The sequence below is a fragment of the Brevibacterium aurantiacum genome, from assembly GCF_003932995.1.
GTDB lineage: Bacteria > Actinomycetota > Actinomycetes > Actinomycetales > Brevibacteriaceae > Brevibacterium > Brevibacterium aurantiacum.
In genome coordinates, this window is record NZ_CP025333.1 from 1827874 (window position 1) to 1851502 (window position 23629).

Here is a 23629-nt window from a genome sequence, read left to right on the forward strand (position 1 = left end):
TCGGGGTCCGATTGCGCACGCGGACTTGCCATCGGCGGGCGTGGCATGCCGCGTTTAAGTGGGACCGAGGCTGCGACTGCCCTGCCTCCGGTTCTGCGCTGCGCGGCCCGCCACGCTAGGCGTGGCCGGGAGATCTCCTGAAGAGCACGGGACCTGCCTGCTCACGAACAAGGAGGACCTCATGACGACCAGCGCCCGCATCATCCGCCACGCCGAGCCCCGCGCGTGGCTTGGTTGTCTCGCGTGCCATAACGAAGGCGATCTCGTCGGTCAGTGGTACGACGCCGAAGAGTGCGACGAGGTCACGCCGGCCCAGCTGCACGGTCACGCGACCGACCACGAGGAGCTGTGGGTCATGGACCACGAGGGCATCCCGATCCAAGGCGAGATGGACCCGATGACCGCGGCCCAGTGGGGCCGCGTCCTCGCCTCGGTGCCCGAGCACCAGCGCGAGGCCCTCTTCGCCTGGGTCCGCTCCGGGAGCTACGTCGCCGAGGGCGAAGGCGACTTCCCATCGCTCGAGGTCTTCGGGGATGTCTACGAGGGTGAGTGGTGCTCATGGCGCGAGTACGCCGACCACATGCTCGAGGAGGGCGGCCTGCTCGAGGGTGTCTCCGATGAGGTCCGGCGCTACATCGACTACGACCAGTGGGCACGTGACCTGCTGATGGACTACACGGTCGAGTACGCCGAGGACGGCGGCGTCATCGTCTTCCGCAACCTCTGAACTTGTAGGCGCGTTTACTGCACTGTCACGTAAACGCGCCTATAGCATGTCTAACAGATCCCTGCCTCTCATAGGAGCCCCACCATGCGACGCCACCTGATCACCGCCACCACGCTCGCTATCGCCGCCACCGCCATGCTCACCGGCTGCAGCGGCGACAACCTCGAGGGCACGTACCTCGACGCCAAGGAGGGGCGCTACATGCTCGTCCTCGGCGAGGATGGCACCTGCGGCCACCAGGAACAGACGAACCCGCAGGCTGAGATCGACGATGATTGCTCCTGGAGCCGCAACGGCGACGAGCTGACCTTCGTTGGCCTGATGAGCTACAACGTCTACGGCACGGTCAACGACGACGGCTCGATCACCATCCCGCACCAGAACCACGTCACCTCGAAGCTGCTGCAGAAGCAGGAGAGCTGAGCGCGATCACGAGACCCCCGGGGAGCATCCGCTCCTCGGGGGTTCTTTTTCTTGATCTCCGTGGTTGCAGGGGTCAGGGGATAATCAGGCATGCGCATTAATGATTTCTTCCAGGAGCCAGCAGGGACTGGCAACCCCTGGGATTCATCGGAGCCGGTTCTCAACGCCGACCTGATCACCCAGCTCGCACAGGGCACCGCCCACGACCCGAACCCACTGGAGACAGCGCTTGAGCTCACCAGGCTCGTCCGCGCAGAGTACGAGTCCTACGGCACCGAGAAGTCGCACCTGCGGACCGACGAAGACGAGGCGAGGGCCGCACTCAAGGCGCTCCGCATGCTCCTCAAGCGGAGGGGCATCGTCTTCGACCCTCCATGGCGTGACTTCTCCGAGTTTCAGAGCCACTGGATGGCTGAAGGTGCCCGGGGTAGCGGTAGCTGGCAAGCCCGCCGCGACATCATCGAGAAGGTGTTTCGGCCGATCCAAAACCAGCTTGAGGAGGCCGAAGCGCGGCAGTTCATGGGCGAACTGACCGAAGGCATCTCGCCGCACGGCGATCTCGGCTGGACTGACGTCGACGATCACATCGCACAGCTGCGGCAGCGCTTCAGGTCAGCCTCCACGCCTGTCGACTACAAGGATGTGGGCAACCGTTGCGTCGGCGTCCTCGAGGCGCTCAGCGCCCACGTCTACGACCCTGCGGTGCACTGCCCACCGGAACTCTCAGAGCCTCCGGTCGACAAGACCGACATCCGCATCGGCGCGTACATCGACCACCGCCTGCCCGGCAAGTCCAATGAGGAGCTGCGGGGGCTGACCAAGAAGGCGTCGGCTCTCGCCCACAAGATGAAGCACTCACCGAAGGCCGACCGGACCACGACCGGCATCACCGCGGATGCCGTGATTCTGTTGGCGAACATCTTGCGTCGACTCGAGGACGGCTGAGGTCCTCCACGCAGACCAGGGCGCCCGTCGATCCTCCTGCGTCGGATCACCGGGCTGTGAAGTGGATCGGTGAATGGCGGGCTTCTGGTGGGGGTGAGTGGCGTTAGCTGGTGATGAGGGTGCTGGCGGCTGCTTCGATGACGTCGTCGGTGATGGTGTCGAGTTGGTTGATCTTCAAGACGCGTCCGATCTGGGGGAAGAGGCGTTCGAGGAGGCGGAAGTTGCCTCGGGTGATGCGTTCGATCGCGGCGATGGCCTGGGCGTCGGTGAAGTCTTCGGGGTCGAGAGTGCGGCCGAGGCGCTTCCAGTGGCGGGTCAGGACGAACAGCAGTTCCTCGCGTGCGAGGGCGCGGTAGCGGTGGGAGAACCCAAGGCGGCTGTAGAGCTGGGGGTAGTGGCGGAACCGTTGGTCAATGCCGGGCATCCCGATGAACATGAGGGCGACGTGGTGGCGGTCGTGGAGGTCTCGGAGGAGTTCGAGTGAGGTCGGTGTGAGTCGTTCGGCCTCGTCGATGATGATCAGTTCAGTGAAGTCGATGGTGCGGGGAACGTCGGTGGTCGTGATCTTCCCGATCGCGCAGAGATGCTCGTAGATCAGGACTCCGACCTTGCCGCGGTAGAACTCGATATCGCGCATGAGATCGCGGTGCTTGGCGAGGACCTCTGGGGTGTAGAACACGGTGCGGGAGCGGTGGGCGGCGGCGTAGTGCTTCAGGTCGGCCTCGCTGCGCGGGCCCCAGGCTTGAATGAAGGGTTCGAGGGTGTCCCAGTGGGCGTACCGACGGGCGGACTGCGTCTTACCGACGCCGGCCTCGCCGTGGCAGATGCCGATGGTGACGTCCTTGCGGATGGCGCCGGCGAACTCGGTGAAGCGGCGGTGTTCCTTGGTGACGATGAAGTCGCGGTTCATCTACTCGTCCTCTTCGTAGGTCTTCAGGCGCTTCGTGGGCCGTCGCGCGGGAGCGGGCGGGTCGTCAGGGGGTCGTGGAGTCGTGGGTATGCGGTCGTTGATGTCTTTGCGTAGCTGCCGGCGGCGGGCTCGTCGGGCGGATTCGATGTCGTGCAGGCTGTAGCGCTGGTTGGGGTGGGCTTCATCGATCGCTGTGCACACGAAGGTGTCGTGGTCGTGGACACGGATCTCGGACAGGTCCCGGGGGTCGTAGCGGATGGTGACCGTGCGCCCGACGAACGAGGCGAGCGTGGGCGAGAGGTAGCGCTGACCTTGGAAGTGGATCCCGTCGCGCTGGACGGTGCGATGCTTGGAGACCCGCAGAAGCAGCCCGTCGAGCTCCTCGAGACTCTCCGGGAGTCGCGGCAGCCATCCCTCAGCGATCCAGGCCACCTTCGGGCTCGTGCGGATCGCGGTGTGCGTGCGCTGGTTGTACTGGCCGACGAACTCCCCGACGGCTCGGTCGAGACCAGGAAGGTCCAGCACCGGCACGGGGTGTGGGTGTCCAGGGGTGAGGCGCCCGGGCAGGGTCGCGAGCAGTTCGGTGTTGACGGTGTGGAAGAACCGCTCGATCTTTCCTCTGCCCTGGGGGCGGGCGACGGCGGAGTGGATGATGCGGATCCTCAGGGCGATCGCGGTGTACTCGAGATGATGGCTGGTGAAGTCGCTGCCATGGTCGACGTAGAGCACGTCCGGGATGCCGCACATCGGCCAGGCGGGGTCGCTCTTCGGCCAGATCGCCTGGCGCAGCGCCAATGCGGTGTTCATCGCCGAGGGCGCGCCCTCGAAGACCATGTATCCGCAGATCGCCCGCGAGTAGTCGTCCATGACCGTGGTCAGCCAGGGCCTGGATGGTTTCCCGCTGGGGTCCTTGATGAGGATGTCGAGCTCGGTGTGGTCGACCTGCCACAGGGCATTGGGCTCCTCTGCGCGGTGGCGGAAGACGAGCTCGTGGCGATCCCGGTAGGACGCTGGCCCCTCGAGCGCGAGCGTCACCATCCCTGGATCCAACGCTCGCACGACCGACCGCACCGTCGCGTAGCTCGGCGTGCTCACTCCTCTTCGTGCGGCCTCGGTCGCGGCCAGGCGGTGCAGCGTCGCGATGCTCGGGCGAGGCTTGGTTAGAGCCAGGTGCTCCACGAACGCCACCAGCTCAGGCGCGGTCCGACGCACGCCGGCATCGGCGCGCTGCGCCCGCTCAAGAGCCGAAATGCCTCCTGTCTGGTAGAGGCTGTGCCAGCGCGAGAGCGTTCGCTCTCCCACCCCGGTCTCCCGGGCGAGACTCGCCAGCGGGATGCCGTCTTCGACGTGGAGCCGCAGGATCTTCCACTTCTGCGACCCGTCCATGTCACGCCTGCGCGATGCTCTCGCGAGCGGCAGCGTCCCGCTGGTGGCGGTACAGCGTCGCCCGTGACCACCCCACCAGGCGCGCCGCCTCCTCAGCGGTGCGACCTTTCGCTCTCTCTTCGGCGGCGATCGCCAGCTTGCGCTCCACGACCTCCGGGTTCACGGGCGGCCGGCCGAACTTCGTACCCTGGGACCGGGCTGCTGCGATTCCAGCGTTGACGCGCTCGGTGATCAGTTCCCGTTCGTACTCCGCCAGCGTTGCCAGCATCCCGAGCATGAGCCGGCCCGACGAAGTGTCTGGGTCGATCCCGTCGGAGACCGACTGGATCTTCACGCCGCGGTCCCGCAGCAGGTTCACGGTGTTAAGCACGTCGATCAGCGACCGGCCCAGTCGGTCGATCCGCCAGACCACCACCGTGTCCTCAGGCTCCGCGTAAGCCAGGAGCTTCTTCATGCCCGGACGCTCCGCCGCGCTCTTCGCCCCAGACGTCACGTCCGAGAACACATCCCGCTTCTGCACCCCGGCAACAAGGAGAGCGTCGAGTTGCAACGCCGGGTCCTGCCCCGCCGTCGACACCCGCGTGTACCCCAGAAGCCTCATCGCCACATGATGCCTCACAAAGTACCCGACCCGGAAGATCTGAGACGGAACGCAGTGCGACGACTTCACGAGACACTCCTTGCCGCTAACGGCCCAGCTCGAGACGGCTCTTCCGCCGCTCGGCCGCGTGTCTCGTAAAGCTGTCCATTAATAAGACACTCGATGCAGCGTCTGCCGGCGCTCGGGGCAGGATGATGACCATGGACGGTGAGCATCCCAGTGGCGTTATGGAAGCGGGTGGATGGGTGCGCCGATTGCCGAGGCAACACGAGTGGGCTCACCGGCCAACCCGGCTACTGCAGTCCCGGTTCGGCGGGTGGCTCCGGCGGCTCGTTGGACATGAGGTCATTTCCAGCGAACCCATGACAGGGAATAGTGCTAACCTGAAGTTGTTGTACTGAACAGCACAGAGAGTGCTCTTTCATCAAGGAGTGATTTCACATGGCACGTCAGGAGAATGGCAAGGTCGCCCTCATCATCGGTGGCGGTCAGGGCATCGGCCGGGCGGCGATCGAGCGCCTGCACCGGGACGGTTTCAAGGTCGCCGTCGGTGACTTCAACACCGTGACCGCCACCGAGGTCGCCGACAGCCTTGGCGGCAAGGGCAACGGGGCCATCGCCGTCGAGGTTAATGCGACCGACCGTGACAGCGTCTTCGCCGCCGTCGAGACCACCGCCAGCGAGCTCGGCGGTTTCGATGTCATCATCAACAACGCCGGCATCGCCCCGCAGACCTCGATCGAGGACGCGACCGAGGCCGACTTCGACAAGATCTTCGACCTCAACGTCAAGGGTGTCCTTTGGGGCATCCAGGCAGCTACCGCCAAGCTGAAGGAACTGGGCCACGGTGGCAAGATCATCAGTGCTGCCTCGCAGGCCGGCCACAAGGGCAACAAGGGCATTCCGCTGTACTCGGCGACCAAATTTGCCGTCCGGGGCATGAGCCAGACGGCGGCACGGGACCTGGCCCAGTACGGCATCACCGTCAACACCTACGCCCCGGGCATCGTCCGTACCCCGCTGATGGAGAACCTGGCCAAGGAAGTTGCCGAGGCAGCCGGACAGCCGGAGGAGTGGGGATGGGAGCAGTTCACCCAGGACATCGCCCTGGACCGGCTCTCGGAGCCCGAGGACGTCGCCAACGTCATTTCGTTCCTGGCCGGCTCGGACTCTGACTACATCACTGGCCAGTCGATCGTCGTCGATGGAGGCATGGTCTTCAACTGACGCACCCTACCCTGGCGGGCCGAACCTCAGGTTTGGCCCGCCATTTCGTACCCGCAACTAGACCGTCTCGAAACGGCGGCAAGGTGTTCCTCAAAGGAGAGGCTCCGGTATCTCGAAGCAATTCTCCAACCGATGAGCCTGCGACTGGCCTGCTCTAGGGATCCTCGCCGTTAGGGGGATCCTCTTGCGGGCACGCCTGAGCCCATGGTCGGCGCCGCCACCAAGCGATCCCAGAAGACCGCCACTTGTCGCCGAAAGCCACACACCGGGCATCGGGAGGTGTGGTCACCTACCAGCTGAGCACCTGTCCAGCGAGGTGTACCCGATGAACAGCAGGGCCACGCGCACTCAGAGACTGTTCAACAGGGTCCACTCCGAGTATTATGGACACATACGCACAGGGGGTCTAGATCATCATGAACAGCACGGGCAAGATCATCGGGTACGCGCGGGTCAGTGCGGCCGACCAGAACCTCGATCGGCAGCTCGAGGCGCTCTCCAAGGCCGACAAGGTCTTCACCGAGAAGGCCAGCGGGAAGAACACCCGGGACCGGCCGGAGCTCTCCCGGATGCTCGAATACGTCCGCGACGGCGACACCGTCCTGGTCAAGTCGCCAGATCGCCTGGCCAGGTCGACCACTGATCTGCTGGCCCTGATCGAGCAGCTGCGGGAGAAGGATGTCTCGGTGGAGTTCATCGACAACCCCGCGCTGAACACGGACACGCCCCAGGGGGAGTTCATGCTCACCGTGCTGGCCGCGATGGCACAGCTCGAGAGGGCGACCATCCGGGAGCGCCAGGCCGAGGGCATCGCCATCGCCAAGAAGAAGGGCGTGTACGCCCGCACCAAGCGCCTGACCCCCGAGCAGATCACCGAGGCCCGTGAGCGGGTCGAGGCGGGCGTCGCCCATGCTCGGGTGGCCAGGGAGCTGGGCGTGTCCCGCACGACCCTCTACGCCGCCCTGAGCGGCTCCGGGGCCTACGCGACCACCTGAGTCGTCTCCTAGCCGCCCAGCCCGTAGCCACGGTCATGGTCACGGGGGATCTCGATGGTCGAACGACGGGCCTGCTCGTCGAGCTTGGCGCGACGCGACAGGGACACCAGGCCCTGCTCACGCGCCTCGCGCTGCGCCTCGACCTGCTGACGCATGGTGTCCTGCGTGACCGGCTCGAGCTCCGACTTGCCGAAGCGGCTCGGCAGCCACAGGCCCCGCTTCTCGTTGTAGGTGACATCTGCGACCACACCGGAGACACGATCGCCCTTGACATCGACGTAGTTGTCGCCGGCGGCCTGCTCGAGCTCGGCAACCTTCTGTCGACTGATCTGGATGAAGCCGTGCTTCTTGCCCGACGGACTCGTTGCCTGATGGAGGCTGAGGCCGTGCTGGCCGTAGGCCGCATCGGTGCCTGCCCGCAGCTGGAAGTCCACCATCGAGGGCTGCTTCGCGCTCTGCCGCGCGATGAGCTCGAGGCCCTTCTTGTCGATCCCGTAGAGACCGTCGATCTTCTTGTGCTCGAAGGGCTCCGGCTTCTTCGGCTGCTCCGGTTCACGCGGCCGGGTGTACGCCCGCGGATCCTGACGGGCCTCAGATGGCTCAGCAGCCTCATGGGTGGCAGGAGGTGCCGCGAGGGGCTCCTGATCCGTCTGCGGGGACTGCACGGGCTCCGTGACCGTCGGGGCCGTCTCGTCGCGGTCACGGTCCTCGTCGGTCCTCGACCGACGCCGACGGCGCGGTGCGACCTCGAGGTCGTCGTCCTTGTTCTCAGCTCCCTGCGTAGCGAGAGGATCAGGTCCTCCACCGCGGATGTCACGGTCCAGGGCCGCGCGGCTCTCGGGGGTGTCCAGTGCCTGCTGCTCGGCCCAGAGGTCATCGAGGGCAGCAGAGGCGCGATCACGGGCCGAGACGGCAGGCGCCTCACGTTCGAGCGGCTTGACCGCCGGTGCCTTGGCCACGGGCGTCCGGCCATGATTCACGGCCAGCGCCTCGAGGTCCTTGAGCAGCTGCTTTCGCTCAACGCCCGGCAGCTGCCCGACCTCGCGCGGCGGGAGGTGCGTCAGATCCTGGTGGGCGGCCACACGCTCCCAGGTGCCCTGGGCGACCTGCTCGAGCTGGTCCTGCACTCCGTCATCTCCGAAGCGGGGGCCGAGCGACCGCTTCGCGAACGGGTTGCTCCGACCGACGACCTTGAAGCTGCGCAGCTTCACGTCGCCAGCCTTCGTCTCGCGCAGCGACGTCGTCACATCGCCATCCGTGACTGCCTCGAGCGTGTCGCTGAAGGTGCGCATCCGATCGTTGCGATCCAGGCCGGCCAGCGATCCGGCGTAGGTCACCGACATGTGCTCGATCGCCAGGTCGGCACCCTCACGCACCTTCTCCTTGTCGGTGAGCTTTCCCTTGAGACGTGCCCAGTACGTCGCAGGATCGCTCTTACCCCGCTCGTACTGCTCGCTGCCGACCGGGGCAAGAGTCTGGGCGGGCAGGCCGTACTCCGCATGGCGCTCATTGAGCCGCTCGTCCATACGACGACGCAGCTCGTCGATGTCGGTCAGCGTGCCCCGCAGGCGCTGCCCCGCACGGTAGCGCTCACCCTCGACCACCATGTCCTTGGCGATCACGGAGTTGATGACCACGTGGACGTGGTACTTGCCGCCCTCGCCACGCTCGCGCGCAGCCTCGGACCCCTCGGCGTCGGTCTGACCGACCATGAGCATCTGCTCGCCCGGATACATCTCGGTCAGGCTCTCCTGGACGAACCGGAACGCCTCGGCCGTCTGCTGCGGATCATCCGGGTTCACCTCATGCGGCGCGAACGAGTACTCCATGTGGTAGCCCTGGTGGCAGAGCTCGTACTTGTTCTCCGGTGCGACACGGACATGCGTCGCCGTCTCACCGGGACGAGCCGGCCGCCAGTTCTTCCCGACCTTGAGGTGCGTCGCCTCAGCAGCATCGTCAGGCTCGTAGTAGCGACCCTTGCTCTTGCGCATCCTGCCCTGCTGGCCGTGCTCCTGTCGGAGGTCGAGGAAGTCGGCCGCGGCCGTCGAGATGCCAGAGTGCTGGGCATACACCTGGGCGACGCGCTCCTCCACCCGCTGTGCTTTGCCGACCTTCGGCGACATGACGTACCGGATTGTCGCGGTCGTCGAATCGGTAGGGATGATCTTGCTCTGCATGGCCGATCACCGCCTCGTCTTGCGGTTGAGGTCCGCCATCTTCTTATCGACCACAGACGCCAGCTCCACGACGGCGAGAGACAGACGCTCCTGCTCGTCGCTCAGCGCGGCGATCTGGTGCTCATCGAATCCCGTCGGGACTCCGTGGCGAGCAGCGCCGTTGCATGCGCGGGCGATCTGGTTGAGCAGATGACCCTGGGCTCGCGCCTGACTCTCGAGACCAGCGACGGATGCACGCAGATCGTCTCGGGTCTGCAGCACGGCATCGCGCAGGGCACGCGCATCGTCGACGCCGGCGGGGATGCGCGCTGCACGGCGGGAGTCATCATCAGCGACCACGTCCAGGGTCGCCTCGACAGGGACACTGCCGCCCGGCTGCATGGACGCGTGGATCAATCGACGCATCGCAGCGCCTAGCCCCCGCACAGCGGGCTCGATCGCCCCCACGCGCTTAAGCTGCGCCACATCCTCGGGCGACAAACGGACGTTCATCTGGGGGTCTGCCTTGGCACTCACGGCAATCACACTCTCGGCTCGCAACACAACGCTGACGTTGCGTGCCGCCTATGTATGCCGGACCCGGCTCGTACCTACTCGCCGGGCGGGTGCGCTTCTACACGCGTGCCAATCGCACCCGCCACTATTCTAACCCGAATGCACCGCGCGCGATACCCATGACCGCGACGCACGGCGCCCTGCTATAGCAGCTACACAGACGCCCTGCTATAGCAGACGACGCTCCCTGCTATAGCAGCTGCCATAGAAGCCTCGACAGACGATAGCCAGCAATCCTCCCGTGTATACACTTCCCTCGCTTCGCTCGGCCGGGAGGATGCTGGCCAGAGGGGGCTCCGCCCCCATCTGGACTCCCCCCGCGCCTGCGGCGCGTGACGGTCTCGGCGCGCGAGCGCGCCTCGTCTCAAGGGCGGCAGTAGCCTCGATGCCCTCGAGCCGCCCAGACATGACGATGCCCGGTACCGCCGAGGCGATACCGGGCATCTGCCGTACGCGACCCTACGGTGCAGCGTCACGCGCTCCGCATCCCGACGAGGTCGTCGTCCGACAAGCTGTCCACCATCGAGTCGTCGGCCCCATCGCTGAGCGTTTCAGCGGCGGGCGCAGGCACCTGGTCCCTGGAACCGAGCGCGCCCTCGGGCGGCCACACGCCAGCATCCTCGGCAGCCTTCTTGAGCAGCCTCACCTGTTCGACGAGACGTGCCATGCGGTCGCTCTCGTCGCGGTCGATGAACCGCACCTTGGGCGTACCGTCCTTCTTCAGAACGAGGTTGCCGTCCTTGTCGCGAGTCTGCTTCGGAGGCATCGCCGGAACATCCAGCAGCTCCGCAAGCGTCTCAACTGCCCGCACACGGTTGCGCCCTGCGTACTTCAACGAGGCGTCGATGCGACGCTCACGCTCAGCCTCCAGCTCGGCGGCCTGGCGCTCCTTCGCCTCCAACTCGGCCTGCTGTTTGGCGATCTCCGCACGCAGCTCTTCAAGACTCTTGAGGCCGGTCTCTCCACTCATCACATTCACTCCATCTCGTCGACACATTCTGTGCTTCTATGGTCCCACGAGGGCCCCGTGCAGAGCTACACGAAGAACGTTTTAATGTCTCAACGAGAGTGCATGCACGTAGCTCAACGAATACCCCAATCAGGAAAGCGAAAGCCCCGCACCGATGCTGATGCGGGGCTGTCCTTCGAGGATGCTCACTTGCTGTACTCGTACCCGCTGCCGTCCTCGATGACCGCGACAAGTTCGTTCTCGCCCAGCAGTCCGCCGTTGCGCTCCTCGGCTGTCAGGGACGCCTCGACGTACTCGTCGTAGCGCTCGAGGCCAGACCACTTCTCGTCGTTGTCTGCCACCCCTCCGTAGAAGTTGATGAGGGCGACGGCGACGTCGTCGCTGTCGATGTACGCGCTCGTCCCGGTCGAGTCGACGTAGCGCAGCAGGGCACCATCCTCGGTCGTTTCCTCCGGCGAGGCGGGGTCCTCGATGAGCGTGATCTGCTCGCCGTTGACGAGCTCGTCCAGCCACTCCTGGGCGTCGTCGTAGCGGGTCTGCGGGAGCCACGCAGTGTCCGTCATCCCCTTGGCCTTGATGTCGGCCATCCCCAGCAACTGCACCTCGACCTGCTCGCCGTCGGGCGAGGTCGCGGTGAACCGCACCGGGCTGATCGCCCCGCCGCCCGTGTACGTCTCAGCGCCCTCCTCGGCGTCGCCACCGCTGTCGGAGGCAGAGGACGACTCGGTCTGCTCCGGCTGCCCCCCAGAGGCCGGAGGAGCCGCCTCGTCACTGTCGGAGCCGCAGGCGCTCGTCAGCAGCAGGGCGGCGGCCACGACACCTCCCAGAGCAGCTCGACGGGTGGTCGTACGGGTAGCGGTCGTGCACATGATCATCTCCTCGATGAGGGTGGGGAGCCGGACACCCACCGTGCCGGCCAGGGACGATTTGTCACGACCCACATTACCTCGAATAGGCGCGTTTAGGTGACTGTGCAAAATAAGCGCCGAGCGCAGGCTGAAAGGTATGCCTGCTCCCACTCCCGACCTCCGCGCCCTCGGCGTCGAGGTCGCCCACCAGCGCAAGGAGCGGGGCTGGTCCATCGACCGCCTCGCTGAGGCCACGGGCGTCCACCGCAAGACGATCATCGAGATCGAGGCCGGGCGCGTCGCCGCCAGGATCTCGACGCTCCACGGCATCGCACACGCGCTCGGCGTGCCCCTGCCAGACCTCGTCGCCCCGGTGTGCGCCAGGCACCCGAAGGCCGTCGGCCGCCCCACCCCGCTGGTCGAGAAGTAGGGGTGTGTTGCGCTCGTGTTGCGCTCCGGCCTCAACAGCGCAACATGACCACCACGATAAAACCCCAGGTCACAGAGGTGTTCCGACCTCGATGTTGCGCTGTTGCGCTGTTGCGCTGATTTCGCCAACCTCTCTAAGGAGTACACCTACCCCCTCCCTGACGGGCAGGGAGGGTACTTCTACACGTAGGTTGGATTTTTAGCGCAACAGCGCAACATGAAGGAAAAAAGACCGCCTGACCTGGGCAAAGACCTGTTGCGCATGAGCGCAACATAGCGCAACAAGAGCGCAACATCGCTGGGCGACCGCGGTTCCCCACGAGACCGGGCCTGACGGCCCGGGCCACTGGGTAGCCGGCCCTGCGGGCCGGGATGCCCGCTCACAGGGGGCACAGAGCCAGGGACGCAGCACGGAGGGGAACCAGCGATGGGGCAGCCCCGTGGCATGCCCTTGGTGATGTGCCCTCACGCCGGCCCGCAGGGCCGGACAGGTAGTCCTCCTACCCCCGAGCCCCACACGACGAGGGGCGCCCCATGGCCACAGCCACGGGACGCCCCTTGCTCGGTAGACGATCAGCTCGCCTGCTCCTCCTCCTTGTCGATCGCGGCCAGCGCCGGGTGGATCAGATGGGGCGGGTACGGCGTTGCCGTCGCAGTGGCCCCAGGTGCCGGACTGGCAGCCGTGCGCACGTAGCCCCGGTACGTCGACGCGAGGGCGGGCATCGACTTCCTGAACGAGTCGGGCCCGTCGTACGCCGGGTTGAACCAGTCCTTGAGGTCGTAGTTCGCGATGAGCGTCTCCGACCGGTCCATCCGACCACTGGGCCGGACGGCCTTGGCGAACTCCCAGTCGTCGTTCGTCGCCATCACGTCGCTGAGCTTCTTCAAGAAGGCCGTCTTGCTGAGAGCCGAGCCCGACGGGTTCGTCTTCTTCCACCATGCCGCGAACAGGTCGTAGAGGAACGCGACCGGCAGCAGGTCCCAGACGAACACATCGCCGAACTCCTCCCAGAACGCCAGCGCCGGGTCGTTCTCGACCATCACCTCGGCCTTGAGATCCAGCACCGCCTGCGGTTCGCGGACGCGCTCGTAGTTCATCGTCAGCACGCGGTGCACGACGTACTCGAGCACCTCCTGGCGGCCCAGGTAGTCCTTCTTGATCTCAGGACGCTCGCCCTCGGTGAAGTTACAGAGCATTGGCACGAACAGCCAGCGACGGAACATCGAATACGTCCCGTCCTTGAAGCGAGGCAGTTCGTTGAGCGGCTCGAAGACCAGCCCGCGGAACAGGTACGTGATCGGATCCTTGAACTTCGCGTTGATCGGGAACGTGTCGCCGGTCGCCACGCTCTTGAGTACCGAGAGGTCCTTGTAATAAGCACCCACCTCGTTCTCGTCGCCGAGCACCGCCACGGCGCCGATCATCTGCGACGTGTGATATTCCTTCTCGAAATCGGAGATCGACAGGTTCGGCGCGTACGCCGGCCCGCCGCAGAGGTTGCTCAGCAGCCGGCTGAGCGTCCCCTTGCCGTTCCGGCCCTTTCCGTAGGGCGCGACGATCCTGCCCCCCAGCACGGACGGCCGGAAGAGGCCCCCGACGACTTCCCAGAGCATCTCGACGAGTTCCTTGTCCCCGTCCACCGTGAGGCTCCGCATCCACGACTCGGGGTCCCAGACCTCACCATCGCTCATGGTGATCTTCGGCAGCGGGGCGTCCGGCACCCACCTGACCGGGAAGCGGCGGACGAACGGGCGATCGGGTGAGTGCGGAAGCAGCTCCTTGGTCCTCCAGTCCAAGACGCCATTCTCGAACGGCATCAGATGCTCCTCCGCGCACTCCGTGACCCACTCCGCTCCCGTGCGCAGCCTGTTCCTCACCTCAACCACGCCCCTGCTGTCGACCGTAGGCTCGAGGTAGTGGACGAGTCGCGTCAGAGAGTCGTTGCCGGAGAGGGACTCGTAGATGCCCGTCTCCTCGTCATAAACCGCCAGGAAGCCGGAGTCGTCGTCAGCCCTGCGACTGGTGCCGGACCACTCGATCACGCGCACCTCCCGCAAGGCCAAGATCATCTCGGCGACCAGGCGAGCGGGCAGCCGCTCGTAGAGGGAAGCCTGCTTGGCGCCGTTGAGCCGACGCCAAGCTGACCGCACCGCCGACGCCCGGAAGCGGACGTCCTTGGCACGGTGGTCGTCCCACGTGACGTCATCCTGGGCGCAGTGCTCCTGGACGATCTCGGATTCGATCTCAGACAGAGAGTCGGAGGCTCCGAGGAACGTGCGCGTGGCCGGCAGCACGTGCGACAGCCCATCGTCCGAAGACGTTGACCCCTCACTGCTCGGCGCACTAGACTTGTCATGAATCGTTTCAAGCTCTTCTGCGCCCTCGCCGGTCCTAGCGGCGGGGGCGCTCTTCTTCGTCGTCATGATCAGCGACCACCTCCCACGGTCTCGAGCGAGTCGATCCATGAATCGAGATCCTCGACGAGATACATCGCACGGGCTGCATGCCCGGTGCCCAGGCGACGGTACGCAGGGCCGCGGCCCTGGACGCGCCACGCCTCAAGCGTGTGGCGGCTGATGCCGAGATACTTGGCGGCATCGGTGGTGGAGTACGCGCGGGGGCGCATGGGGGAATCTGACATGGGGAACCTCTGCGATCAAAGAATGATCGGGGGCTCCGGGGTACCGACATCCGGCGGCGCATCAATGCGCTACGGCGATTCCGCCGCGACTGACCCTTAGTGAGGGCCCGGCTACTCGTCCAGCGGGGGCATCCTGTGTCGCCCTCCGCCTCCTGACCCCTATTGACGCGACCCCCAGGTCTGACGCCAACGTGCCAGCTATCCATCAACCCTTGCGGATCGACTTCATGCCTGCGATCCTACCCACCCGTGTCAAGCCGTGTCAACCCGTGGTGCTCACGATAGCTACCTCTACATAAGGTACGCTTTATGTATGAGTACTTCGCGCGCGCCCCTGCAGCCTGGTCAGTCGTCCATCGACCGTGTCCCCCCGCGACCGCACCGTGGCGGGTATGCCCTCGACTGGAGCCTCAGGCTCTACGACGGCACGACCGTCCGTAAGCGAACCCAGGGGCGGACCAAGGGGGAGGTGCGCGCGAGAGCCCGGGAGGCGGCCCGAGAGCTGCTCGCCACCGGTCAGGGAGCGGCGTGGAAGACCTCGGATGACATCGGCGCCTTCATCGAGCAGGTCAGCCGGCCGATGATCACTGAGTCTCCGTCACTCAGGGATAGCACCAAGACGCGGTATCTCCAGCCGCTCGACCTCATCCTCGGGCGCTGTGGCCGCCACCCCCACAAGGCGGCCCTGGCCGGCATGTCCATAGTGACCGCAGGCACCTATAGAAGGCTCCACGCCTGCCTGCAGGACATCGCGCGCACCCACGGCACCGGCACGGCCGATCACGCCCGGGCGGTCCTCTCCAAGTACATCCTGCGCCCGCTCGTCCGCGAGGGGGTGTTGAGTGGTAACCCGCTGGCGGGGGAGCGGCTCGACCTCGACCGCAGCCTCACCTCGGCCAAGGCGTCCCGCGGGGGCGTCGCCATCGACGCTGCCGCTCACGAGCGCCTCCTCGTGGGCCTGCTGGCCATGGATACCGCTGAGGGTGTAGCAGCGCCCCGACGCGGCCCTGTGACCCGTGAGGCCCGCGTGGCCCGCAGAGAGAACGTCCGTATCGCGACCCTGATCCAGATGACGATGGGCCTGCGCATCACCGAGGTGCGCACGCTCACCTGGGATCGTGTCCTCGAGGTGCAGGGGAGCCCCTCGATCGCTGTGCCCTCGGAGATCGCGAAGAACCATACTTCCCGAGTCGTGCCCTTCTTGGACCCGAGGGTGATCGAGGTCGTCGAGGCCCACCGGCAGGCGTGCGAGGGCATCGGCTACGTCATCGGCAGTCCTGCTGACCGCACGAAGCTCTGGGACAAGGACAACGCCCAGAAGGCCATCGCCGAGCTCTACAAGGAGTGGGCCGTCGAGTACGAGATCCCCGAGCTGATGACCGAGCGCTCGCATGTCTGGCGAGCCACCCTCAACACGATGTATCTGGATCGCGTGCCCGAGGTTGCCCGCACGGCGTTCTTCGGTCACACCGCCGCTGTCAGCCGCGAGCACTACACCGATCTCGGGCAGGTCGGGCCGATGCTCCTCGAGGCGCAGCGCCGACGCACTGAGAGTACGCACTGAGGTACGCAATGAGTCGCGTCTATCGCTATCAACTCACGTCAGCTGATGTCGGCGAGTAGTTGCCGATATGAGCTTTCGAACTGCGGTTTTACCCATGTCAGCTCCCACTAGCCACTATACTTACCGGCGACGCAGAAGGTCGTAGGTTCGAATCCTGTCGCGGGCACCATCTGCCGCCCTCCTCATGTCCTGAGGTGGGCGGTTTCTGTTACCACCGATTAAGCTGGATCCCAACGAACCTCAACCAGCTGATGAAGGCCGTGATGACGATTCCTGCGGACGCGAAGAGCGCCGATGTCGTGCTCAGAGCACAATCCGTGCGCAAAACCTTCGGCCGAGGCGAAACCGCTGTGACAGCACTCGACGATATCTCCGTGGACTTCGAAGCCGGTAGGTTCAGTGCGATCATGGGTCCCTCAGGTTCGGGGAAGTCGACCTTCATGCACGTCCTGGCGGGACTTGACCGGGTGGATTCCGGCTCCATCACAATGGGCGGGCAGGACATCACCGGCCTCAATGACAAGGAACTCACACAGCTGCGCCGCGATCGCGTCGGATTCATCTTCCAAGCGTTCAATCTGGTTCCCACGCTGAGCGCCGAACAGAACATCGAACTGCCCGTGTCTCTGGCTCGTCAGCGGATCGACCCCGAGTGGAAAGCCGAGGTCGTCGACCGTCTCGAGCTGGGGGACCGGCTCAAACACCGCCCGCACGAACTCTCCGGAGGCCAGCAGCAGCGTGTGGCCGTTGCCCGGGCTCTGTTGACACGTCCCGACGTGATCTTCGCCGACGAACCCACCGGCAACCTCGATTCGCAGGCGGGAGCAGAAGTGCTGGCTCTCCTGCACGGAGCGACCACCCGCTATGGGCAGACGATCATTCTCGTCACCCACGATCCCGTAGCCGCATCCCACGCGGACCGAGTCGTGCTCCTCAAAGACGGTCGTGCAGGCGGAGAGGTTCACCAGCCGACGAAGGAATCCGTGGTCTCTGCACTGGGCGAACTGAGCGACCTGTGATCTCAGTCGCTCTGGCGGAGATCCGTATCCACTGGGCGCGATTCATCGCGGTGGGAATCGGCATCGCGCTGGCTGCCGGTTTCGTCGCCTCGACGCTGATCATCAGCTCGTCCCTGCAGACAAGCCTCAAAGATTCCGTGGGCCACACGTTCTCCGAGTCCGATCTTGTGGTCATTCCCAGCCAGGACGACTTCGTCAACGGTCAGGAAGTCGCTCCCGTGACGGAGCCCTTGGAGCAGGTCGACGGCGTGGACACCGTGGCTGTCAACGCGCGCACGACGACGACCGGCCGAGGCCAGTCGTTCTCCGAGAGCACCTTCGCTCTGACACCAGCACCTGCAGATCCAGACCTTGACACCTTCACCATCACCGAGGGCACTCGACCCGAGTCGATCACCGATCTGGTCCTGGACGCGGAGACAGCCCAGGAACTGGGTGCGAGCATCGGCGACGAGATCCGATTCTCCGTCGATTCCGTTTCTCTGGGGCCCGAGGACGATTCGATGCCCGTCTATCGAGGACCGAGCCAGAGCAACACGATGTTCACCGTCGTCGGACTGGCTGAGATGGGCAGCGGTCCGGCGACTACGGGCACCCATCGTGCACTGACCACCTCGGCGAGCTATCAGGAGTACTTCGCCCAGGAAGGAGATGTCGTCGCAATCCAGGTCACTCTGGACGACGGTGCCGATCCTGCTGCTGTGCTCACCCGACTGCAGGCGACGATCGACGATTCAGATCTGCGCGGGAGCCTGGAAGCGCTGTCGGTCGCAGACGCCATCGACGTCAAAGCCGAACGCCTCTCCGGCGGCAATGACGTCATCACCTCACTGCTGCTGGTCTTCGCCGGCATCTCCGTCATTGTGGCGATACTCGTCGTGTCCAACACGTTCTCTGTGATCGTCGCCGGACGCAGGCGAGAACTCGCCCTGCTGCGCTGCCTGGGGGCCTCACGTCTTCAGCTCTACGGTTCTGTGGTCACCGAGGGAACCGTTGTGGGACTCTTCGGATCGGTCCTCGGGGTGGCTGTCGGGGCAGGATTCAGCTTCTGCCTAGCCGCGGTGGCGCAGCGGATCTGGCCCAACGAGTTCGCCTACCTGAGCCTGCACATCCCGCTGTCCTCCCTGTTCATCGGTATCGTCGTCGGGGTCCTGCTGACGGTGCTGGCCACCATCCGACCGGCCCGCAGCGCCATCGCAGTCACACCGCTTGAGGCACTTCAACCCTTCGACGAGGCGCTGGCCCCCTCACGCCACAGCAGCCTGCGACACATCATCGGGTGGTCGAGCATCGGACTCGGCATCGTGACCCTCATCGCCTCGCTCCTTCTGGTCGAAAGTTCTCCGGTGTGGATTCTGGGCGGCGCACTCGGCGGTGTTCTCCTCGTCTTCGGGATCGTCCTCTGCTCTGTGGTGATCATTCCCCCGATCGTCGCCGCGATCGGTGATCTGGCTTTCGGTCCGTTCGGAATTCCGGGACGCCTGGCGACATTGAATACCTTGCGCAATCGCCGGCGAACGGCGGCAACCGCGACCGCACTCGTCATCGGTGTCACCTTGGTGGCGACGATTCTGATCGGTGGAATGTCAACGAAGGCAACATTGAGCTTCGGCCTCGACCAGCGCTATCCGGTCGATATCGCCGTTCCACTCGACTCCACATTGGACCGTGACACCGTCGACGGCGTGCGTGACATCGCAGGTGTCGAAGCCGTCGTCGTCGCACACCGGGCTGAGGTTCTCAGCGATGAGGGGGACGTGACCCCCGAGCTCTATGTCATCGATCCGGATTCCGCACGGACCGTGCTCAGCGAGGGCGCCGCAGCACCGGTGCCGGGGAAGGTTCTCGTCCCCAGCGACTATGACGCTGAGAGCATCTCCGTCAAGGGGCTGACAGAGGCGACGATTGCGGTTGCCAAAGCCGGCGAGTCGAGTCAGGTGTTCTTCACGACCCCGGACGTCGGCAACGATCTGGGCGTGTCTGCAACCTCCACGGCCGTCCTGGTCAAAGTCGATGCGGGTGCCTCGGTCGCCGAGATCTTCCGGATCCAGCAGGACATCGCCGAGGAACTCGACGTCACCAGTGACGAGGTTGGCGGATCGGCTGTGGCACGAGGCGAATACTCCGAATTCATCGACGTCCTCCTCATCGTCGCGGTGGCGTTGCTGTTCGTCGCTGTCCTCATCGCTCTGCTCGGGGTGTCGAACACCGTGAGCCTGTCGGTGAGCGAACGTCGGCGGGAGAATTCTCTGCTCCGGGCATTGGGGCTGAGCATCTCACAGCTGAGATCGCTCCTCGCACTCGAATCAACTCTCATCTCGTCAGTGTCAGCGCTCATCGGGCTCTGCCTCGGGGGAGGGCTCGGGATCGTCGGCACCCGTCTGATCACGAATGACTTCTCCGAACAGCTCATCGTCGACTGGTCATTTCCTGCCACTCTCGGCATTCTGTTTGTGGCGATCCTCGCCGGCCTCCTGTCGGCTCTGGCCCCCGCCAGACGAGCGGCACGGCTGTCTCCGGTCGAAGGTCTCAAGCAGGAGAACTGACCCCGCCGAGGTGGGGCCGATGGGCAAGATGGTAGAAATGCAAGCATGAAATCTGCGTTGGCCCCCGTTCTGATCGTCATCGGAATCGTTGTCGCCGCATTCAATCTCCGCCCCGGTGTGACCGGACTGTCTCCGCTGCTGGGGGCCATGGGCTCCGACATACATCTCAGCGCGGCGTTCCTGGCCGTCATCGGCATGCTGCCGCCCCTGCTCTACGGCATCAGCGGGTTCATCACGCCGAGACTGTACAACCGCTTCTCCGGACTCACGATCACTGCGGCAGTGATGATCATGATCACTGTGGGCTTGGGCGTGCGCGCGGTCGTCGACTCTCCTGCCGTCTTCTTGGGCCTCAGCGTCCTTGCGTTGCTGGGCATGGGCATCGGCAACGTCGTCATCCCGCCGATAGTGAAGTCCTATTTCCCTGATCGCGTTGCTCTGATGTCGACCGTGCACGTGGGACTGCTGCAGCTGGGGACATTCATCCCGCCGCTGGTGGCTGTGCCGCTGGCGTCGAAGATGGAATGGCGGGGATCGCTGCTCGTGTGGGCCGGAGCCGCGGCGCTGGGCGTCGCCGTGTGGGTAGTGATCGCGGTGCTCAGACCTGCACCCCGTGCGCAGGTCTCGGCCGCGGTCGCCGGCGGAAACGAGCTGCTGCGCCTGGTCAAGACCCGCCGTGCCTGGGCCCTGATGACGATGACGGGGCTGACCTCGTTCAACAACTTCATCCTCTTCACCTGGCTGCCGACGCTGCTGACGCGCTCGGGCTTCGACCCGGCCTTCGCAGGCGCCATGCTGGCGTTGGTGACTGCCATTCCACTTGTGCTCGGATTCGTCCTGCCGTTCCTGGCTCAGAAGATGCACACCGCTTCACCGATCGTCGCAGTCTTCTGCGGGTGTCTGGCCGCCGGGTATCTGGGGCTGTGGCTCTTCCCCGCGGCCGCACCAGTGCTGTGGACGGTCCTGCTGGGCATCGGAATCTCGACGTTCCCTCTGGCACTGACCCTGATCACCCTGCGCTCACGCAGTGCCGAAGCCTCTGCCGCATTGTCCGGCTTCGTCCAAGGCGGCGGCTATCTGATGGCCGCGACAGGACCACTGGTCTTCGCTTTTCTGATTCAGAGCTTTGACTCGATGTGGCCTGCCTACGCCGTGGTGCTTGTCTCCACCGCGGTGAAGTTCGCGGTCAGCTTCTCTGCCTGTCGTCCCGGTTCGATCTGAGTTCACCACTGTGGACAGGGAGTCCTGGATGGCGAGTATGACACCTGATTCGTCGTCGGCAACGGGACACGAGTAATCTGATCGAGTGACCCCGGAACTTCTGCAGACCGCTCTGGCGCGCGCGCTGGCGAGCATCGCCTCGGCACGAGGAATCGACAGCGACCGCATTCCGGAACCGACCCTTCGCCGAGGGCAGACACCGCGACACGGGCACTGGGTCTCGCCGATCGCACTGCGCAGCGCCGGCGCAGTGCACACCGACTCGCGGAGCCTGGCGGTGGAGATCGCGTCCAGGCTGCACGACGACGCTTCGATCGCCGAAGTCGAAGTCGCTGGACCCGGGTTCCTCAACATCACGCTCACCCCCAGTGCTCTCGCCGTGATCGCCGCGGACATCGTCGCCGCGGACGACCACTTCGGACCCGAGCAAGGTGTTGCAGCACGCATCGACGCCATCATCGATGAGCGCATCTCCTCCAGCACAGAGCGCCAGCCCCGGCAGCAGACGATGGGCACCGACATCCGCCGCTACATGGCCGCACGCGAGATCCCGGCATCAGCGCATCTTCCCGATGCCCGACAGTGGCGCAGAGCCCACCCGGACAACCCGGTGCACTTCGTCCAAGTCACGCACGCCGCAGCGTGCAGAATCCGACGTCGTGCAGCCGCGGCGGGCATCGACGGCTGGGCGTTCGACCCCACCGCACTGAGCGATGACACCGAGACGGCACTGGCTGCGGCATTGGCGGACTTCATCGCCACAACAGCGCGCGCTGCATCCGCCGGTGAGCCCCAGCGCATCGCCTTCCTCCTCGAAGCCGTCTCCCAGCTGTTCCTTGACTGGACACAGTCATGCCCGGTGACACCGACTCTCGATGAGGACATCACACGCCTTCACGCTTCCCGGCTGGTCCTTGACCGAGCCGCCATCATCGTCCTGGCCACAGGACTTTCACTACTGGGCGTTTCCGCCCCGGAGAGGATGTAATGCCTGCCCACATCGCCGGCACTATGCACGCCACCCCCGCCCCTGTGTGGCTGCCCTACCCAGATGACGTCAACGCGCTCCTGCCCAGCCTGTGGTCGGACAACGTGACGAAGTCCGACGCCGGTGTCCTCACCATCGCCGGGCACGCAGTCACCGATCTGGCCGAACGCTACGGCACCCCGACGCTCGTCATGGACGTCGCCGATTTCAAGGCCCGCGCCGAGAACTACGTCAGCGCATATTCGGCCGCATTCTCCGAAGACAAGGGACTGGCCGGGGTCGACGTCTTCTACGCGGGGAAGGCCTTCCTGTGCACCGCCGTAGCACGGTGGGTTCACGAGTCCGGCTTGGGCGTGGACACGTGCTCTTTGGGAGAGATGATGGTGGCGCGCGCCGCCGGTGTGCCGGGGGAGAGGGTCGGGCTGCACGGCAACAACAAGTCCGCTGCCGAGCTCGAATACGCCCTTGACTACGGTGTGGGACGGATCTTCGTCGACAGCCTCGACGAGATCTCCCTCCTCGAATCGATCGCAGCTGCACGTGGAGTCCTGGCTCCCGTCATGCTGCGCGTCACGGTGGGAGTAGAGGCCCACACCCACGACTTCATCGCCACGGCGCATGAGGACCAGAAGTTCGGACTCTCCGTCTCCGCCGGTACCGCGGCGAAGGCCGCCGAGGCTGTGGCGAACTCCGCGCACCTGCGTTTCGACGGACTGCATTCGCACATCGGATCCCAGATCTTCGACATCTCCGGATTCCAGGTCGCTGCCGCCCGTGTTCTGGCTCTGCGAGCAGAGATCATGGCAGAGCACGGTGTCGACCTGCCCGATATCGACCTCGGCGGCGGCTTCGGCATTCGCTACACCTCACAGGACACACCGATCCCGGTGGCCGAAATGGCGCAGGAGCTCGCCGAGGTGGTGGCAAAGGAGTGCCGTGGACTGGGCACGAACGTTCCCCGGATCTCCATCGAGCCCGGGCGTGCGATCGTCTCCCCGTCGATGTTCACCCTCTATCAGGTCGGCACCGTCAAAGAGGTCGACACCGATAACGGTGTACGCACCTACGTCGCCGTCGACGGAGGGATGAGCGACAACATTCGGACAGCACTCTACGACGCCGACTATTCGTGTACCTTGGCAAATCGGAACTCCGGTTCCGAGCCGGTCATCGTCCGCGTCGTGGGCAAACACTGTGAGTCCGGTGACATCATCGTCCGTGACGAATACATGGGATCCGATGTGTCCTCCGGCGACCTCGTCGCGGTGCCGAGCACCGGTGCCTACTGCCGGTCGCTGGCCAACAACTACAACCACCTGCCCAAACCCGGGGTCCTTGCCGTGACAACGGATAAGGTTGAGTGGATCGTGACCCCCGAGGACTACTCTCAGATGTTGCGCAGCGATCCGGGAATGAACGCCGGAGAACGTGTGTGAGTGCCATAGAAGACAGCGAA

General features: G+C 65.1%; 21 protein-coding genes. 12 read left to right on the plus strand and 9 right to left on the minus strand.

Annotated features, from left to right (window positions below; all coding sequences use genetic code 11):
- The first annotated feature begins 181 nt into the window (after nt 1-181).
- From CXR25_RS08450 to CXR25_RS08460, 3 genes are all read left to right on the plus strand, one after another.
- The gene (locus CXR25_RS08450; RefSeq protein WP_069600028.1) at nt 182-727 is read left to right on the plus strand and encodes an antirestriction protein ArdA; all 546 of its coding nucleotides are present in this window, start codon (nt 182-184) and stop codon (nt 725-727) included.
- A gap of 84 nt (nt 728-811) precedes the next feature.
- Complete coding sequence (locus CXR25_RS08455; protein ID WP_069600029.1) at nt 812-1150, plus strand: hypothetical protein; 339 nt, start codon at nt 812-814, stop codon at nt 1148-1150.
- A 90-nt stretch (nt 1151-1240) separates the two neighbouring features.
- On the plus strand, nt 1241-2095 hold the full coding sequence (locus CXR25_RS08460) for a hypothetical protein (RefSeq protein WP_069600030.1): 855 nt from the start codon (nt 1241-1243) through the stop codon (nt 2093-2095).
- A gap of 103 nt (nt 2096-2198) precedes the next feature.
- Here CXR25_RS08460 and CXR25_RS08465 read toward each other — a convergent pair whose 3' ends face one another.
- Genes CXR25_RS08465 through CXR25_RS08475 form a run of 3 tightly spaced genes read right to left on the minus strand, consistent with a single transcriptional unit; the run spans nt 2199 to nt 4992 of the window.
- Nucleotides 2199-3005 (minus strand): AAA family ATPase, encoded by an 807-nt coding sequence (locus CXR25_RS08465; RefSeq protein ID WP_069600031.1) that lies wholly within the window; start codon nt 3003-3005, stop codon nt 2199-2201.
- A complete protein-coding gene (locus CXR25_RS08470) occupies nt 3006-4391 on the minus strand; it encodes a Mu transposase C-terminal domain-containing protein (protein WP_125240520.1) in 1386 nt (461 codons plus the stop codon). It abuts the gene before it with no gap.
- A gap of 1 nt (nt 4392) precedes the next feature.
- Nucleotides 4393-4992, minus strand: a complete 600-nt coding sequence (locus CXR25_RS08475; protein WP_069601332.1) for a recombinase family protein — start codon at nt 4990-4992, stop codon at nt 4393-4395.
- A gap of 441 nt (nt 4993-5433) precedes the next feature.
- On the opposite strand from CXR25_RS08475, the gene CXR25_RS08480 reads away from it, so the two are divergent.
- Together CXR25_RS08480 and CXR25_RS08485 are read left to right on the plus strand one after the other, a co-directional pair.
- The gene (locus CXR25_RS08480) at nt 5434-6219 is read left to right on the plus strand and encodes a (S)-acetoin forming diacetyl reductase (protein ID WP_069600032.1); all 786 of its coding nucleotides are present in this window, start codon (nt 5434-5436) and stop codon (nt 6217-6219) included.
- 416 nt (nt 6220-6635) lie between these two features.
- Nucleotides 6636-7214 (plus strand): recombinase family protein, encoded by a 579-nt coding sequence (locus tag CXR25_RS08485; RefSeq protein ID WP_069600033.1) that lies wholly within the window; start codon nt 6636-6638, stop codon nt 7212-7214.
- 8 nt (nt 7215-7222) lie between these two features.
- Here the strand turns inward: CXR25_RS08485 and CXR25_RS08490 are convergent, their stop codons facing one another.
- The 4 genes from CXR25_RS08490 to CXR25_RS08505 form a co-directional block, all read right to left on the minus strand.
- On the minus strand, nt 7223-9391 hold the full coding sequence (locus tag CXR25_RS08490) for a prolipoprotein diacylglyceryl transferase (protein WP_069600034.1): 2169 nt from the start codon (nt 9389-9391) through the stop codon (nt 7223-7225).
- Between the two features lie 6 nt (nt 9392-9397).
- The gene (locus tag CXR25_RS08495) at nt 9398-9796 is read right to left on the minus strand and encodes a hypothetical protein (protein ID WP_125240521.1); all 399 of its coding nucleotides are present in this window, start codon (nt 9794-9796) and stop codon (nt 9398-9400) included.
- Nucleotides 9797-10418: 622 nt separating this feature from the next.
- The gene (locus CXR25_RS08500; RefSeq protein WP_069600036.1) at nt 10419-10916 is read right to left on the minus strand and encodes a hypothetical protein; all 498 of its coding nucleotides are present in this window, start codon (nt 10914-10916) and stop codon (nt 10419-10421) included.
- 185 nt (nt 10917-11101) lie between these two features.
- Nucleotides 11102-11857 carry a hypothetical protein gene (locus CXR25_RS08505; protein WP_069600037.1) on the minus strand — a complete coding sequence of 252 codons (756 nt, stop codon included), beginning with the start codon at nt 11855-11857 and terminating at the stop codon, nt 11102-11104.
- Between the two features lie 64 nt (nt 11858-11921).
- On the opposite strand from CXR25_RS08505, the gene CXR25_RS08510 reads away from it, so the two are divergent.
- On the plus strand, nt 11922-12194 hold the full coding sequence (locus CXR25_RS08510; protein WP_069600038.1) for a helix-turn-helix domain-containing protein: 273 nt from the start codon (nt 11922-11924) through the stop codon (nt 12192-12194).
- Between the two features lie 572 nt (nt 12195-12766).
- Here CXR25_RS08510 and CXR25_RS08515 read toward each other — a convergent pair.
- Nucleotides 12767-14617, minus strand: coding sequence for a DNA primase family protein (locus tag CXR25_RS08515; RefSeq protein WP_162619327.1), 1851 nt, complete (start codon nt 14615-14617; stop codon nt 12767-12769).
- Nucleotides 14618-14619: 2 nt separating this feature from the next.
- Nucleotides 14620-14835 carry a helix-turn-helix transcriptional regulator gene (locus CXR25_RS08520; RefSeq protein ID WP_069600040.1) on the minus strand — a complete coding sequence of 72 codons (216 nt, stop codon included), beginning with the start codon at nt 14833-14835 and terminating at the stop codon, nt 14620-14622.
- Between the two features lie 313 nt (nt 14836-15148).
- Between CXR25_RS08520 and CXR25_RS08525 the strand changes: the two genes are divergently transcribed.
- From CXR25_RS08525 to lysA, 6 genes are all read left to right on the plus strand, one after another.
- Nucleotides 15149-16399, plus strand: a complete 1251-nt coding sequence (locus CXR25_RS08525) for a site-specific integrase (RefSeq protein WP_101598497.1) — start codon at nt 15149-15151, stop codon at nt 16397-16399.
- A gap of 263 nt (nt 16400-16662) precedes the next feature.
- Nucleotides 16663-17418, plus strand: coding sequence for an ABC transporter ATP-binding protein (locus CXR25_RS08530; RefSeq protein WP_164514376.1), 756 nt, complete (start codon nt 16663-16665; stop codon nt 17416-17418).
- Entirely contained in the window at nt 17415-19964 is a 2550-nt protein-coding gene (locus CXR25_RS08535) for an FtsX-like permease family protein (RefSeq protein ID WP_125240522.1), read from the plus strand. Before CXR25_RS08530 ends, CXR25_RS08535 begins: the two co-directional genes overlap by 4 nt.
- Before the next feature lie 45 nt (nt 19965-20009).
- The gene (locus CXR25_RS08540) at nt 20010-21185 is read left to right on the plus strand and encodes an MFS transporter (protein WP_029417818.1); all 1176 of its coding nucleotides are present in this window, start codon (nt 20010-20012) and stop codon (nt 21183-21185) included.
- Nucleotides 21186-21270: 85 nt separating this feature from the next.
- Nucleotides 21271-22173 carry a DALR anticodon-binding domain-containing protein gene (locus tag CXR25_RS08545; RefSeq protein ID WP_009884037.1) on the plus strand — a complete coding sequence of 301 codons (903 nt, stop codon included), beginning with the start codon at nt 21271-21273 and terminating at the stop codon, nt 22171-22173.
- Nucleotides 22173-23609 carry a diaminopimelate decarboxylase gene (gene lysA, locus CXR25_RS08550; RefSeq protein WP_069600044.1) on the plus strand — a complete coding sequence of 479 codons (1437 nt, stop codon included), beginning with the start codon at nt 22173-22175 and terminating at the stop codon, nt 23607-23609. Before CXR25_RS08545 ends, lysA begins: the two co-directional genes overlap by 1 nt.
- Nucleotides 23610-23629 lie beyond the last annotated feature (20 nt).